Source organism: Brevibacillus laterosporus DSM 25, from assembly GCF_002706795.1.
GTDB lineage: Bacteria > Bacillota > Bacilli > Brevibacillales > Brevibacillaceae > Brevibacillus_B > Brevibacillus_B laterosporus.
Window position 1 is genome coordinate 359,496 of sequence record NZ_CP017705.1, and the last position, 15,309, is coordinate 374,804.

A 15,309-nucleotide genomic window follows, 5' to 3' on the forward strand; every position below is an offset into this window, starting at 1 on the left:
AAAAAGTAAAGGAAATCATTCACTTAGCTAGCGAATTAAGCCAACTTAGAAAATTTTTCTTTAGCAAAGTTCACGTCTTGTTGGATTTGGGACACAAGAGCTTCCACGCCAGAGAATTTGATTTCATCACGGATCATGAAGAATAATTCTACTTCTACATTTTTACCATAAATCTCATCTTTAAAACCCATGATATGAACTTCCAGTGATTTTTCTCGCTTCTCCAATTCAAAAGTAGGCTTAATTCCAATATTCATCACGCCATCATAGGTTTGTTCATCCACGGTAATTCGAACGCCATATACACCATTTTTTCCAATTAAATAAGGCTCGTCCACCCCGACATTGGCAGTTGGGAACCCAATGGTTCTACCGCGCTTATCTCCATGAATCACTGTTCCCTTTACCTTATAAGGACGTCCTAAAAGATGACGTACTTGCTCTACTTCGCCTTGGTGCAAGTATTCCCGAATAATGGTGCTACTCACCTTTTCGCCTAAACGATTCACAGGGCCAATGATGTCTACAGTATATCGCTCTTTGCTTAGTTCTAATAGCGTCTGTGTTGTACCCATGCCTCGATAAGCAAATGTATTGTCAAAGCCAACCACAATATGCTTTACCTGAAGAGGCAGAATAACTTCCTCTACAAAATCCTCAGGGTAAATAGAGGAGAAGCCAATGTCAAATTGCATGACAAAAACGATGTCTACTCCCATTTTTTCAAATTGCTCCAGCTTATCATCCAAGGGAGTGATATATTGAGAATAACCACTTCTACCTAGAACTTCACGTGGATGTGGATCAAAGGTCAAGACACCACTTTTCATTCCGTGAGTTTGGGCATGATCAATCGCTCGTTGGATGACGCGACGATGCCCAATGTGAACACCATCGAAGTATCCCATGGCGACCGCGCATGGTTGTAATTCGATCTCAGATGAAAGCGGATAGGATAGTCGTATTATGTTCAAAGTCCCCACCTCATGTGCGAAAAACTTTTTCTGGTTTGGCATATAGACCTCGTTGGCTCTTATACACCTTGTGAATGCCAAGTAACTGACCATTACTATACAAACAAATGAGCTTTCCTTCCTCAACTTGACAGCCTGGCAGACCTGTTTCCAAACCATTTAGTACAGCCTTAGCTCTGTCCGCTGTAATTTCATAGCGAGGCAAATAAGATAAGGCTTCTCCAATTGGAATAACAAGTTGCTCAATGCTCTTCGTCGTTTGCTCCTTGTTCATGCATGCTTCCAATTCCTCAAACGTAAGGGCATGCTCCATTGTAAACGGTCCGCTTTTAACACGAACTAACTTGGCCATATGCGCAGGATACCCCAGTTTTTGTCCAAGGTCAACACATAACGTACGCATATACGTCCCTTTGGAGCAAAGACAATAAAACGACACATCTACGTACTCTTCGTTAGATTCAATCTGATGTAGTTGTAATTCATAAATAGTAACCTCGCGAGCCTTTCGCTCAATCGTAATACCTTCACGAGCTAAATCATATAAACGCTGCCCATTTACCTTAATAGCAGAATACATTGGAGGAATTTGCTCGATTACCCCAAGCATTTCCTTCATTGCTTCCTCTACTCGTTCTCTAGTAATGGTAGCAACGTCCACCGTAGCTGTCTCCAATACTTCACCAGAGGCATCCTCGGTCGTAGTGGTTGAACCAATACGCATGACAACTTCATAAGCTTTTGGAAGCTCCTGCAAATACTCCACAATTCGTGTCGCATTGTTTATACATATAGGTAACACACCCGTCACATCAGGGTCTAGTGTACCTGTATGCCCCACTTTTTTCGTTTGAAAAATACGACGAATTTTTGCAACACAATCATGTGAAGTCATTCCGGCAGGTTTATGTAAAACGAGAACTCCGTGTTGCTCACTCATATCTTTCCACTCCAAGCACTTGATCTACCAATCGCAAAACAGATTTCTTGGCTTCTTCCAGTGTTACACCCTTCATCGTGCATCCTGCTGCGCGGGCATGTCCACCGCCACCGATATTCTTAGCTAGTTGAGCCACATCTACCTTTGCACGTGAACGCAGGCTAATTTTGACAATGCCTTCTTCTACTTCTGTTAGCAATATTCCAACCTCGACACCTTCAATATTACGCCCGTAATTTACAATACCACCTGTATCATCATTTGTTGAATTGGTTTCTAAAAAATCCTGTTTTGATATCTGCATAGTAGCAACGAGCCCCTCATTGATAAGCTCCAGAGATGCTAAAGCACGTTTAAGAATCTGTACATGCTTTAACGTAATGCTCTCTAAACAGCGTTCTGCAATCTCGGCTGAAGAAACTTCATACGTAAGTAGATGTGAAGCGATTTCCATCACATGCGGTGTCGTATTGGAATACCGGAAACCACCTGTATCCGTAAGTAATCCAGTATAAATACATGTAGCAATCTCTTTTGTTAATGAAAAGGAGGAAGCAACACACCAATCATACATAATCTCTGCTGTTGCAGCTGCATGAGGCAGGATAATATTGTACGTACCAAACGCATCATTGGTAGGATGATGGTCAATATTTAGAATTTGTGCATCTGGATTAAACAAATGAGTTACTTCTCCCATCCGACTGCTATCTGCTGCGTCTACAGCGATAACGCAGGAGAATTTCTCATCCACAGTTTGGTCAGATAGATTGATGATGTGGTTGAAGCGCGGCAGGAAGGAGAACATATCAGGTGTAGATCCTTGGTTTACAATCACATAGCTTTTACCCATCTGTTCTAATAAAAGAGCCATAGCAAGAGCAGAGCCCGTCGTATCACCATCAGGGTTTACGTGGGAAATAATTAAGAAACGCTCGTTTTCACGAACAAAACGAGCGGCATCTAAGAAAACAGTTTGATCGATATTCATCCTATTTCTCTCCTTCATTTGGGGAGATTTCACGCAAAAGGTTATCGATTTTATTTCCGTAATCAATGGAAGCATCCAGTTTGAATAGAAGCTCAGGCACATGTCTTAATTTGATACGACGCCCCACTTCTGTGCGTAGAAAGCCTTTTGCTTTTTGCAAACCTTTCAGCGATTCCTCTCGTTTGCTTTCATCTCCGAAAACGCTAATATACACTTTTGCTTGTTGAAGGTCACTAGTTACTTCCACATCTGTTACTGTTACAAAACCGATGCGTGGATCTTTCATTTCACGTTGCAAAAGAACGCTCAATTCTTTTTTGATCTCTTCACTTACGCGACTCATTCGGGTTTTATTCATGCTCATTTCATTCACCTCCGAACGTAAATCGTACCTCAGTCGTAGTATTCCGTATCCGCCCGAATTAACTCTACGTCGGAAAATGTTTCTACAAACCGCACGATGGTGGTAATTTCCTTTTGCAAAAAGGAGTATTCATTGGCAACGGCAGCTACCTCAAGTAAGGTACGCTGCCATTGCTCGTGAAAGTCTATTTCAGCAATTGATACATTGTACTTATTTCTAATTTGACTCATGACGCTTTTAATAATCGAACGTTTTTCCTTAAGAGAACTCGTATAGGGCATAAACAATTCTAACTGCGTCACAGCTACCATTAGGCTTTAACTTCAACCATAATGAAGGCTTCAATAATGTCGCCTTCTTTAATGTCAGTGAAACGTTCTAGAGTAACACCGCACTCGTAGTTCGTTGCCACTTCTTTCACATCGTCTTTGAAACGTTTTAGCGTATCTAATTTACCTTCGTAAATAACTACACCATCACGGATCAATCGTGCCCCTGCATCACGGCTTAGCTTACCTTCCGTAACGTAGCAACCTGCGATTGTACCTACTTTAGATACTTTGAAGATCTGACGAGCTTCCGCTTGACCGATAATCTCCTCTTTATATACAGGATCAAGCATCCCTTTCAATGCGGATTCAATCTCTTCAATAACAGTGTAAATAACACGGTGTAAACGAATGTCAATTTGCTCTTGCTCAGCCATACTGCGAGCATTCGGTTCAGGACGAACATTGAAACCAATGATAATTCCGTTAGATGCATTTGCTAAAGTAACATCAGACTCTGTAATCGCACCCGCACCTGTATGAATAACTTTCACACGAGTACCATTTACTTCTATTTTCTCTAAAGAACCTCGAAGCGCTTCTACAGAACCTTGAACGTCCGCTTTAATGATTAGGTTTAATTCTTTAATATCGCCTTCTTGGATTTGAGTAAACAAGTCATCCAAGGAAACACGCGCACTTGCACGACGCTCAGAATCACGTTGTTTAACTGCACGAGACTCACCGATGGAACGAGCTTTCTTTTCATCTTCAAATACCATGAATTGATCCCCAGCTTGAGGTACATCATTTAAACCGGTGATTTCAACTGGCATGGACGGTGGTGCTTCTTTCATACGACGACCTTTGTCGTTCACCATTGCGCGAATGCGGCCAAAAGCAGAGCCTACAACGATTGGATCACCAACACGCAACGTACCATGTTGAACCAAAACAGTTGCAACAGGGCCACGTCCTTTGTCCAACTCCGCCTCAACGACCGTACCACGAGCACGTTTATCAGGGTTGGCTTTCAATTCTTGTACTTCAGATACCAATAGAATGTATTCTAAAAGTTCTTCAATACCAGTACGCTGTTTCGCAGATAGCGGGCAGAAAATAGTATCGCCGCCCCACTCTTCAGATACTAATTCGAATTGCATTAATTCTTGTTTCACACGATCTAGATCAGCACTTGGTTTGTCAATTTTGTTGACAGCAACGATAATCGGAACATTTGCCGCTTTCGCATGGCTGATTGCTTCGATTGTTTGTGGTTTAACACCATCATCAGCAGCTACAACAAGAATTGTAATATCCGTAACTTGAGCACCACGAGCACGCATTGTTGTAAACGCGGCGTGACCAGGTGTGTCTAAGAAAGTAATCTTCTTGCCTTTGATTTCAACTTGATACGCACCGATATGCTGTGTAATACCACCAGCTTCTCCTGCAACTACATTTGTAGAGCGAATCGCATCTAGTAACGTTGTTTTACCATGGTCAACGTGACCCATGATGGTAACAACTGGAGGGCGTTCACGTAGCTCTTCTTCTGCATCCACTTCAGCGATTGTTTCGAAGTTTGTTTCATCAATGATGATTTTCTCTTCTACTTCTACACCGTAGTCAGCACAAATTAATTCAATAGTATCTCGATCTAGATCCTGATTGATCGTAGCCATGATACCCAAAGCGAATAATTTTTTAATAATTTCTGCTGGTTCTCTTCTTAGCTTTTTACCCAATTCGTTGGCAGTAAGTGACTCTGTAAACGTAATTTTGCTTGGCAATTCTAACACAGGACGTGGTGCAGGAGTATGTCCACCTTGACGTCCATTTGAACGTCTTTGGTTTTTGTTAAACTGCGGTCCTTTTCTGTTGTCTTCAAAGGTTTTTTTAGTTTGTGGAGCCTTCTTAATTTTTTCGCGTTTTTCCATTCCAACTTTTGCTGGAATTTTCGCTTTGTCCGCTAGAGTTTCTTCTTTACGTTCTGCCTCAATGTTGGTCGTTTGCTCTTTTACTTCATTTTGCTTTGCATCTTGTTTTTTGTTTTGACTCATAGTATTTGCTCTTCGCTCCTGATTCTTCCCCTGATTTTGGTTTTGCGTCCCTCTGCTCTTTGCTTGAGCTGAGGTGTTACCAGCAGCATTTGCAATTTGCGGTTTTTGACCGTCTTGTTTGGGGGATTTTTCCGATTGGGATGTGGCTCGCGCCTCGCTGCTCGTTTTGGTTTGTGGCTTATCTTGCTTTGGTTGTTGCACTTGTTTTGCTTGGGTGTTACCACTGGCAGCATTTGCTCGTAAATTTGCCAAATGCTGTTCCAATTTTTGTACCGTTTCTTCGTCCATAATACTCATGTGATTGCTGACATCTATATTGATTCTCTTCAAGAGAGTAACAATTTCTTTACTGCTCATGTTATGTTTCTTTGCGTATTCGTATACGCGTGTCTTCATGTAATCACCCCTTGTTATGGATTAGGTGTGAGAAGGTTCTCCATGCTCTTCGCCATCTTACTATCAGTGATGGCGATCGAGACCCGAGCTTCTTTACCAATCGCACTTCCAAGTTCGTACCTGGTCGAAAGCGAATAACAAGGCACCTTATAATACAGGCATTTGTCGGACACTTTCTTGGTCGTGTTAGCTGATGCATCTGTAGCCAGAAGGACAAGCTTTGCCTGTCCGTTACGAACCCCATTGATCACGAGACCTTCACCCGTTATTACTTTGCCTGCACGCATGGCCAACCCTAGCAATTGCGCTACTCTTTGATTCATTTCCCCATCATCTCCAGCCATTTCTCGCGGAAGTTATCATATTGTTCCTGTGAAATGCTGGTGTTTAGCGCACGTTCCAAAACTTTTTTCCATTTTCCAGCAGTGAAAGTATCTGGTGTACGGCAACTCTCTTTTTGACAAACATAAGTGCCGCGTCCGGACGCCCTTCCGCTCGGATCGATCAAAATTTGTTCATCCGGCGTTCGAACGACGCGGAGCAATTCCTTCTTCGGGTACATTTCCTGACAAACAATGCATTTACGTAACGGAACTTTTTTTACTTTCATTCCATACCCACATCGCTAGCATCTTCATCGGAAGGCTTAGGATAGGAGATCCCCTCTTGTTCAGCTTGACTTTCACTCTTAATATCTATTTTCCATCCAGTAAGTTTGGCTGCCAAGCGTGCATTTTGTCCGCGTTTACCGATAGCTAGGGATAATTGATAATCAGGTACGATTACGCGCGTCATTTTCTCCTCTTCGTTCACTTCAACATGAACCACTTTAGATGGACTTAACGCGTTAGCCACGTATTCAGCCGGATCCTCAGACCAGCGAACAATGTCAATTTTTTCGCCCTTTAGTTCGTTTACGATAGTTTGTACGCGTAGACCTTTAGGACCTACACAGGCACCAACTGGATCGACTTCCTCGTTTGTGGAGTGAACAGCAATCTTAGATCGATCTCCTGCTTCTCTCGCTACTGATTTAATTTCAACTACACCATCATAAATTTCAGGTACTTCCAGTTCAAATAAGCGTTTTAATAGTCCTGGATGCGTACGGGAAATTACGATTTGTGGACCCTTTGTCGTTTTTTCCACTTTAATAATATATGCTTTGATACGGTCTTGTGGTTTAAAATCATCTGATGGCATTTTCTCAGTTAGAGGCATTACCGCTTCCACTTTACCTAAGTCAACAAAATAGGAGCGGGAATCCTGACGTTGAACAATACCATTAACGATATCTTCTTCACGATCAATAAATTCATTATAAATAAGTCCGCGTTCTGCTTCACGAATGCGTTGAGTAACGACTTGCTTCGCAGTTTGAGCCGCAATGCGTCCAAAATCACGAGGCGTTACCTCAATCTCAACGATGTCATCAATGCGGAAGTTTGGATCAATTTCATTAGCAGCCTCCAAAGAAATCTCCAAGCGAGCATCTAACACATCTTCTACAACATTTTTACGTGCAAACACGCGAACTTGACCTGAATGGCGGTTTACATCAACACGGACGTTTTGTGCGGAATTAAAGTTGCGCTTGTAACCAGAGATCAGCGCTGCCTCAATCGCCTCAATCAAAACTTCTTTGTCAATCCCCTTTTCCTTTTCCAGATCATGCAGTGCTGTAATAAACTCTGCATTCATTGTACTAATGTCCTCCCCTCAATTAAAAGACGATAGCCAATCGGGCTTCGCTTATTTGTTCCATTTTAATTGTATATTTGTTTTTTTGTTCAGAAATCGTTAACGTCTCACCGTCAAACGATTCTAATGTACCTTCAAACAACGTGTGACCGTCCACCGCTTCTTTGGTGGTGATATGTACGTGTTTGCCTACAGCCTTGTGATAATCTTTTTCTTTACGTAAAGGACGCTCCGCTCCAGGCGAAGAAACCTCTAAGAAATATGCTGTTGGAATCGGGTCCAGTTCGTCCAGCTTTGCTCCTAGTTTTTCACTAACGGTACCACAATCTTCAATATCGATGTTGGACGAATCATTGTCGATAAAGATACGCAAAAACCAGTTGCTACCTTCCTTTTTGTATTCGATATCCACCAGTTCCAATCCTGTTTCTTCAAGGATAGGAGTCAGTAGTTCCTCAACAATTTGCACTACCTTGCTCAAGCAAGTTCCTCCTTTAAGCATATCCATACTGTTATAAATGTGTAACCGGCTACCAAGGTGGCACCGGGTGGTCACAAGTCTAATTCTTTGCCATAAGAAGCTTTCTATCAGGAAATCCCCTGTGGTCAAGAAGAAAGAGTGGGTTTCCCCACTCTCGTACGTGTATAACCAGTATTTCCAAAAAAATTATAGCATAATACCATGGGTCTTGACAACCACTGCCTCTTTTGATCAGACTTACCAAAACTCTGCTGAATCCCCATTAAACCAATCATAGCACAGCCTGCATTGGTTACCCCGATACATTAACAGGGGATGCTTCCTTTTCTTTCCTCCCCGAAACACTGTGTAGAACCATTCCAAGCATGATAAGCAGAAGCCCCACCAACCAATGGTGTAGGCAAGCTAGCAGATAACCAAATAACCTCTCCTGCTGTAGTAAATAAGACTTCCATCGACTGTGTTGCTTCTACGGCCGCTAATTGACGCATGCTTCCTTTTACCATTTCAGTTACACGGAAAAATAAAGCAGTGGCACAAATCCTGAGAAAAGAGCAACTAGGGAGGTTTGGAAACTCTGACTCTGACTTGGCGCTCCATCTACGTAAAACAGCCCAAAACCAACCGTGCTCCACAACATCCATTCTTTTGGATGCTTTTTAATCTCTATCATAGCATTCCCAGATTTCCTCGCATAAACACAAGGAGCAGTAATAGAGGAAGCATAAAGAAATAGCGAAGTGCTGCAAGCTTTTGACCTATATTGCCTTATTTTTAAATATCAAGTAAGAAAAAGGCAACCTCAACAATACATCTATCAAAAGTATAATGTAATGATAGATGTATATATCGTTAAAGTTGCCATTTCAAAAGTATTATCTAGTAAAATTTGCTATGCTCTCAAACCGCTAAAACAAGGACAATTGATTTGATTCTGGCATACCTTGTAGTGCTCCCTGTTCGTCCAGATACTCCAAAATTGTTTTAGAAATCTTGGAACGACTAAGCAGGTCTTCTTTTGATAAAAATTCGCCCTGTTCACGTGCTTCTACAATACTGATTGCTGCGTTAGTTCCTAATCCTGGAATCGCATTAAACGGTGCGATTAGTTTATTTCCATCAATCAGGAATTTCTCAGCATCTGAACGATATAGATCCACATTGGTAAAGCTAAAGCCTCGCTCTACCATTTCCAATGCCATCTCTAGTACAGTCAGTAAGGATTTTTCTTTCGGTTGGGCATCGTGACCTTTTTCCTCAATCTCTTCAATCCGTTGACGAATAGCTGCCGATCCTTGTACCATCAATGGAATATCGAAATCATCAGCACGAACTGTGAAATACGTAGCGTAAAATTCCAATGGATAATGTACCTTACAATAAGCGATCCGAACCGCCATCATTACATAAGCAGTCGCATGCGCTTTTGGGAACATATACTTAATCCGTTGGCAAGAGCCTATGTACCATTCAGGCACATCATGATTTCGCATTTCCTCTTGGTCTTCCTCGCTTACACCTTTTCCTTTACGCACTGATTCCATTATTTTAAAGGCTTGTGATGGTTCCAATCCTTTATAAATCAGATATACCATGATATCGTCACGACAACCAATAACTTCAGAAAGCTTACATGTCTGATTACGTATCAATTCCTGGGCATTGTTTAGCCATACGTCAGTTCCATGAGAGAGACCAGAAATCTGTACTAATTCAGCAAAGGTGGTTGGTTTTGTATCTTCTAACATCTGACGAACGAATTTAGTACCAAATTCCGGAATCCCTAATGTGCCCATATTTGTACGGATTTGATCAGCCGTTACACCTATCGATTCTGTTGAGCTAAAGATAGACATCGTTTTTGGATCGTCCAACGGGATTTGTTTTGGGTCTAATCCCGTCAAATCCTGTAGCATCCGGATAACGGTCGGATCGTCGTGACCAAGAATATCTAGCTTTAATAAATTGTCATGGATGGAATGGAAGTCAAAATGCGTTGTTCGCCATTCAGATTTAACATCATCAGCAGGGAATTGAATAGGACAAAAATCCTCCATATCCATATAGTCAGGCAACACAATAATTCCCCCTGGATGCTGTCCAGTAGTCCGCTTTGCACCCGTACAACCATTTACCAATCGTGCGATTTCTGCTCCGCGCAGCATTAGCTTGCGCTCTTCCGCCCATTTCCGAACATAGCCATACGCTGTCTTTTCCGCAACCGTACCTATCGTCCCTGCACGAAAAACATTATCGACACCAAATAGATCTTGCGTATATTTATGAGCCCTTGGTTGATAGTCACCAGAGAAATTTAAATCGATATCGGGAACCTTATCTCCTTTAAATCCAAGGAAGGTTTCGAACGGAATATCTTGGCCATCTTTCGTATATCTAGTACCACATTTCTCACAATCCTTGTCCTTTAAGTCGAACCCAGAACCAATGGAACCGTCCATAATAAACTCGCTATGCTGACAGCTCGGGCAAACATAGTGCGGTGGTAGTGGATTAACCTCTGTGATATCGGACATAGTTGCTACAAAAGAAGAGCCTACCGATCCCCGGGAACCTACTAAATAGCCGTCGCTAAGTGATTTTGTCACCAAGCGCTGTGAAATAAGATAAATAACGCCAAATCCGTGTTTAATGATACTTGTCAATTCTTTTTCTAAGCGTTTTTCAACGATCTCTGGTAACGGATCACCATAGATTCGCTTTGCTTTGTTATAGCACATATCACGTAGTTCTTCATCTGCCCCTTCGATGACAGGGGTATACAAACGGTCTGGGATCGGGCTAACTTCATCAATCATGTCAGCAATGGCATTTGTATTGTCTATAACAATTTCTTTAGCCTTTTGTTCACCCAAGTAAGAGAATGCCTCCAACATCTCCTCAGTGGTCATGAAATATAGTGGAGGTTGGTCGTTAGCATCTTGGTCTCCTTTTGATAACAAGAATACTTCACGGAACGTATGATCTCGAGGGTGCAGAAAATGAACATCACCCGTAGCTACAACAGGTCGCTCTAAATGGTCAGCAATACGTATCAATGTTTCATGATATGTCTTCACCACGTCCGTGTTTGGAATCGTCTCATTACGCAATAATGGTTTGTAATGCTCGAGGGGTTGCAACTCGATATAATCATAAAATCTAGCAATCTCTTCCAATTCCTGTTCTGGCTTACCACGTAGAATACCTTGGAACAGCTCTCCTTCTTTACACGCCGTTCCAATCAACAAGCCTTCCCGATATTTCGTAATCTGGCTACGCATAATACGTGGTACACGGAAAAAGGTTTCCGTATGCGAGATAGACACCAGCTTATACAGATTTTTTAAGCCTTCCTTGTTCTTCACTAATATCGTAGCATGGAATGGACGAGTACTCTTATAATCTGCCTGAGCATTGCTTCGCTCATTTAGTTCTGAAAGTGTTTTGATCTCAGCTTCCTTCACGTCTTTTAACATGAGCTGGAATACTTTTGCCAGTGCGACGGTGTCGTCCAATGCCCGGTGAGCATTGATCAATTCAACATTAAAACGTTTCGCTAAAGTTCCTAAACGATAATTACGCATGCCTGAATACATCATACGTGCGAGTGGCAAAGTGTCTAAGAATGAATTTGTCCACGGTTCCATACCCACTCGAATGGCACATGCATTAATAAATGCTTGGTCAAATTCGGCATTGTGGGCAACAAGAATAGAATCTCCAGCAAATTCTTTAAAGCGGCGCAAGACAACGTCTAGCTTCTGTTTTCCCCGTAGCATCTCGTTTGTGATCCCTGTAATCTCCGTGGTTTTGGGGCCAACCAAAATACCAGGATCAATTAATTCTGTCCATTCTTCAATGATTTCTGAACCTATCATTTTTACAGCTGCAATTTCAATAATAGTATGTTCATTCGCATTCAATCCCGTTGTCTCTGTATCAAATACGACATAGGGGGTCTTCTCATCGATAGCATAATTTGTTGCTCCACGATCCAAGTTATATACAATATTAATGCCATCTTCCACTACATAGGCTTCTAAACCTAAGATACATTTGATACCGTTCTTTTTGGCTACGCCATAAGCCTCAGGGAATGCCTGTACGACACCATGGTCGGTTATTGTCACAGCTTTATGTCCCCATTTAGCAGCTTGCGTAATGTAAGATTTCACGGAAACGACTCCGTCCAACATGCTCATAGGAGTATGGGCGTGTAACTCAACCCGTTTCTCCTCTGCTCGGTCCTTGCGTCCTTGCTGTTCAATCTGGTTGATATCATTTGCCATCATAACCAGCTCACGCATAAAGGTATCATGCTGGACGCTACCGCGTGCTTTAATCCACATACCGTCTTTAATCGCCTCTAGTACTTTAACATCTTCCTTATCACGCGAAAAGATTTTGACGGTCAGCGAATCAGTATAATCTGTCATATGGAATGTTAAGATATGGCGTCCGCTTTTTAATTCTTTAATTTCTACATTAAAGACTGTACCCTGAATCGTAATTCGTCTCTCTTCCTCTTGAATCTCACAGATAGGTACAGGTTCCTCCTTAATGTCATATCCAATGGTAACAGTAGTAATCGCTTCAGCCTCTTGTCCATTCTGACGCTCTTTCTCAGCCTGAGCTTGCTGAGTCATTACATTTTTAACCAACGCTCGTTCCTCTTCTTTACGTTGCTCAATAAAAGCCTGCATAGCCTCATCGTTTTCTTCTGCTTGGAATAGAAAACGCGGGCGTACCTGAGCAATCTTCCAAAATGCTTCCGTCAGTTGTTCATCTGCTTTTTTCGATTTCATAATATCTACTGCCATTTCAGTTGGTAACAATAGCTTTACCTGGTCCCCCGCTGTCTCCATTCGTCCTGTTTTTAGGGTTCCTACCAATGTTTGCAAATGAGCATCTGGGTCGTTCAACAAGTAATCCCAGTATTCTTCCACCACAATATGTACGGGCGGCTGTAAGGAATAACGAAAAATCGCATCAACCTTGGCTAAGTGTGCAAATGTTTGTTGCAATCGTTTGGTAAACGCACGATATATATCAACTGGCATCATTTTTTCAAATGTGAAATGAAAAATCCATTCCTTAGTTTGTTTATATACTTCTAGCTTCTCAATATACCCCTCGGTAAAATACCGCTCAACCATCTCTTGGGGAACCTCTAATTGCTTGAGGAGCAGAGAAAATCTATGTTTTTGTTCTGTTAATAGATCCAACTTTTCTCACCTCTCGCTTTTCTCCTTCTCTACCTTACGATAAAATACTAGGCAGAACCAAAGGTAATATCTACATAGAAAAGGTACCCCTTGCTGATCTGGGGTACCTTTTTCTTTTCTACAAAATCCAAAGCAAATCCTGCATTCCTTTTGATATCTAACTCTTACAGATTTGCTAGCTGTTCTTTTACATAAGGGATAAGTTCGCTCACAGCTACCACAGTAGCTTCACCCGTACGTCTTACGCGAACTTCCACTGTACCTGGTTCTAATTTATCGGAAACCGTAATTCGAAGTGGTAAACCAAGTAAATCGGCATCCTTAAACTTCACACCGGCACGTTCCGTACGGTCATCGTACAACACTTCTACTCCTGCAGCTTGCAATGCTGCTGTAATCTCTTCACTCATTTCACGCTGTTGATCCGATTTTACATTAATCGGAATTACATGTGCATGATATGGAGCAACAGATACTGGCCAGATAATACCATTCTCGTCATTGTTTTGTTCAATGACAGCAGCCAGTGTACGAGATACACCAATACCGTAACATCCCATGATCATCGTTTGTTCACGACCATTCTCATCTAGGAAGGTAGCTCCGATTGGCTCTGAGTATTTTGTACCCAACTTAAATACGTGACCTACTTCTACACCACGGGCGAAGGCGATTGGAGCTTGTGTACGTGGGCAAACATCACCCTCCTGAATATTTCGCAGATCAGCAAAACGAGACACCTGATAATCGCGTCCATATTGCGCGTTCTTCAAATGGTAATCTACTTCGTTTGCTCCAACAATAGCACTAGCTACCTCTTGAACGTAATTGTCTGCTACTACCTCAATCTTTTTCTCACCAGCACCAACAGGACCAATAAAACCGACTGGAGCACCTAGCTTCTCAGTGATTTCTGTTTCTGTCGCCATGCGTATATCAATCGCGTCAAACATATTTTTTAGCTTCACTTCATTCAATTCATGATCCCCACGAATCAAAACGAGTACAAACTGATCATCCACCATGTAAGCTAAGCTTTTCACGATGTCTTTGCCTTCAATACCCAGACTTTCTTTTAATTGTTCAATGGTTCTGGTGTTTGGTGTGTGGATTTTTTCTAATGGAGCCACGTCTACTTCTACAGAAGTTGGTCCGTTATACAAAACTTCCGCTTTCTCCAGATTAGCTGCATAATCGCCTTCTGTAGAATAAGCAATCGTATCTTCCCCGATTTCACACAGCGCCATAAATTCGTAAGTCCCTGTTCCACCAATAGAACCCGCGTCGGCTTCTACCGCACGATAGTTAAGTCCAACACGAGTGAAAATACGGTGGTACGCATGGAACATATCATCAAAGCTCTTATCCAAACCTTCTTGAGTTTTATCAAAAGAATAAGCATCCTTCATCATAAATTCTCGACAACGTATCAATCCAAAACGCGGACGTACCTCATCGCGGAATTTTGTTTGAATTTGATACAGGTTAATTGGCAATTTTTTATAGGAATTGATTTCGCTAGCTACTAGGGTAGCTACAACCTCTTCATGAGTTGGTCCTAAAGCAAAACGACGATCATGGCGATCACGTAAGCGCATCAATTCAGGACCATAATGGTCCCACCGACCACTTTTCTCCCAAATTTCCGCTGGTTGAATCGTTGGCATTAAAATCTCTTGTGCACCTGCGTTATTCATTTCTTCACGCACGATGTTTTGAATTTTATGGAGGACACGCAGAGCAATCGGCATAAATGTATAAATACCGGAAGCTAACTGTCTTGCAAGACCAGCACGCAACAACAGTTTATGACTGGCAATTTCTGCGTCTGCTGGTACCTCGCGTAAAGTAGGGATTAGTAATTGGCTTTGCCTTAACACACAAGTTCCTCCTTTGATCAAATCA

General features: G+C 42.0%; 13 protein-coding genes and 1 pseudogene. All 14 read right to left on the bottom strand.

Translation table 11 applies throughout. From position 1 onward, the window contains the following. Positions 1–35: 35 nt before the first annotated feature. Positions 36–1,016: a bifunctional riboflavin kinase/FAD synthetase gene (locus tag BrL25_RS01660; RefSeq protein WP_018670872.1), complete on the bottom strand. Its 981-nt coding sequence runs from the start codon at positions 1,014–1,016 to the stop codon at positions 36–38. After that, positions 985–1,914 carry a tRNA pseudouridine(55) synthase TruB gene (gene truB, locus BrL25_RS01665; protein WP_018670871.1) on the bottom strand — a complete coding sequence of 310 codons (930 nt, stop codon included), beginning with the start codon at positions 1,912–1,914 and terminating at the stop codon, positions 985–987. Before truB ends, BrL25_RS01660 begins: the two co-directional genes overlap by 32 nt. Beyond that, the gene (locus tag BrL25_RS01670; protein WP_018670870.1) at positions 1,907–2,905 is read right to left on the bottom strand and encodes a DHH family phosphoesterase; all 999 of its coding nucleotides are present in this window, start codon (positions 2,903–2,905) and stop codon (positions 1,907–1,909) included. Before BrL25_RS01670 ends, truB begins: the two co-directional genes overlap by 8 nt. A 1-nt stretch (position 2,906) precedes the next feature. Beyond that, a complete protein-coding gene (gene rbfA, locus BrL25_RS01675; protein WP_026315094.1) occupies positions 2,907–3,263 on the bottom strand; it encodes a 30S ribosome-binding factor RbfA in 357 nt (118 codons plus the stop codon). A gap of 35 nt (positions 3,264–3,298) precedes the next feature. Next, positions 3,299–3,580: a DUF503 domain-containing protein gene (locus BrL25_RS01680; RefSeq protein ID WP_003336961.1), complete on the bottom strand. Its 282-nt coding sequence runs from the start codon at positions 3,578–3,580 to the stop codon at positions 3,299–3,301. Beyond that, the gene (gene infB / locus BrL25_RS01685) at positions 3,580–5,997 is read right to left on the bottom strand and encodes a translation initiation factor IF-2 (protein ID WP_018670868.1); all 2,418 of its coding nucleotides are present in this window, start codon (positions 5,995–5,997) and stop codon (positions 3,580–3,582) included. The genes BrL25_RS01680 and infB overlap by 1 nt, the downstream gene beginning before the upstream one ends. Before the next feature lie 14 nt (positions 5,998–6,011). Further along, positions 6,012–6,320 (bottom strand): YlxQ family RNA-binding protein, encoded by a 309-nt coding sequence (locus BrL25_RS01690; protein ID WP_018670867.1) that lies wholly within the window; start codon positions 6,318–6,320, stop codon positions 6,012–6,014. Beyond that, positions 6,317–6,607 (bottom strand): RNase P modulator RnpM, encoded by a 291-nt coding sequence (gene rnpM, locus BrL25_RS01695; RefSeq protein WP_018670866.1) that lies wholly within the window; start codon positions 6,605–6,607, stop codon positions 6,317–6,319. Before rnpM ends, BrL25_RS01690 begins: the two co-directional genes overlap by 4 nt. Continuing rightward, complete coding sequence (gene nusA / locus BrL25_RS01700) at positions 6,604–7,698, bottom strand: transcription termination factor NusA (RefSeq protein WP_018670865.1); 1,095 nt, start codon at positions 7,696–7,698, stop codon at positions 6,604–6,606. Before nusA ends, rnpM begins: the two co-directional genes overlap by 4 nt. Positions 7,699–7,720: 22 nt before the next feature. Further along, positions 7,721–8,179, bottom strand: coding sequence for a ribosome maturation factor RimP (gene rimP / locus BrL25_RS01705; protein ID WP_018670864.1), 459 nt, complete (start codon positions 8,177–8,179; stop codon positions 7,721–7,723). 305 nt (positions 8,180–8,484) lie between these two features. Continuing rightward, positions 8,485–8,823, bottom strand: coding sequence for a multidrug resistance efflux transporter family protein (locus BrL25_RS01710; protein WP_026315093.1), 339 nt, complete (start codon positions 8,821–8,823; stop codon positions 8,485–8,487). Continuing rightward, a pseudogene (locus BrL25_RS26650) lies at positions 8,784–8,905 on the bottom strand (multidrug resistance efflux transporter family protein); the annotation flags it as partial. The gene BrL25_RS01710 and the pseudogene BrL25_RS26650, both read right to left, overlap by 40 nt. Before the next feature lie 182 nt (positions 8,906–9,087). Further along, entirely contained in the window at positions 9,088–13,404 is a 4,317-nt protein-coding gene (locus BrL25_RS01720) for a PolC-type DNA polymerase III (RefSeq protein WP_018670863.1), read from the bottom strand. Between the two features lie 164 nt (positions 13,405–13,568). Then, positions 13,569–15,284, bottom strand: a complete 1,716-nt coding sequence (locus BrL25_RS01725) for a proline--tRNA ligase (protein WP_018670862.1) — start codon at positions 15,282–15,284, stop codon at positions 13,569–13,571. Between the last annotated feature and the right edge of the window lie 25 nt (positions 15,285–15,309).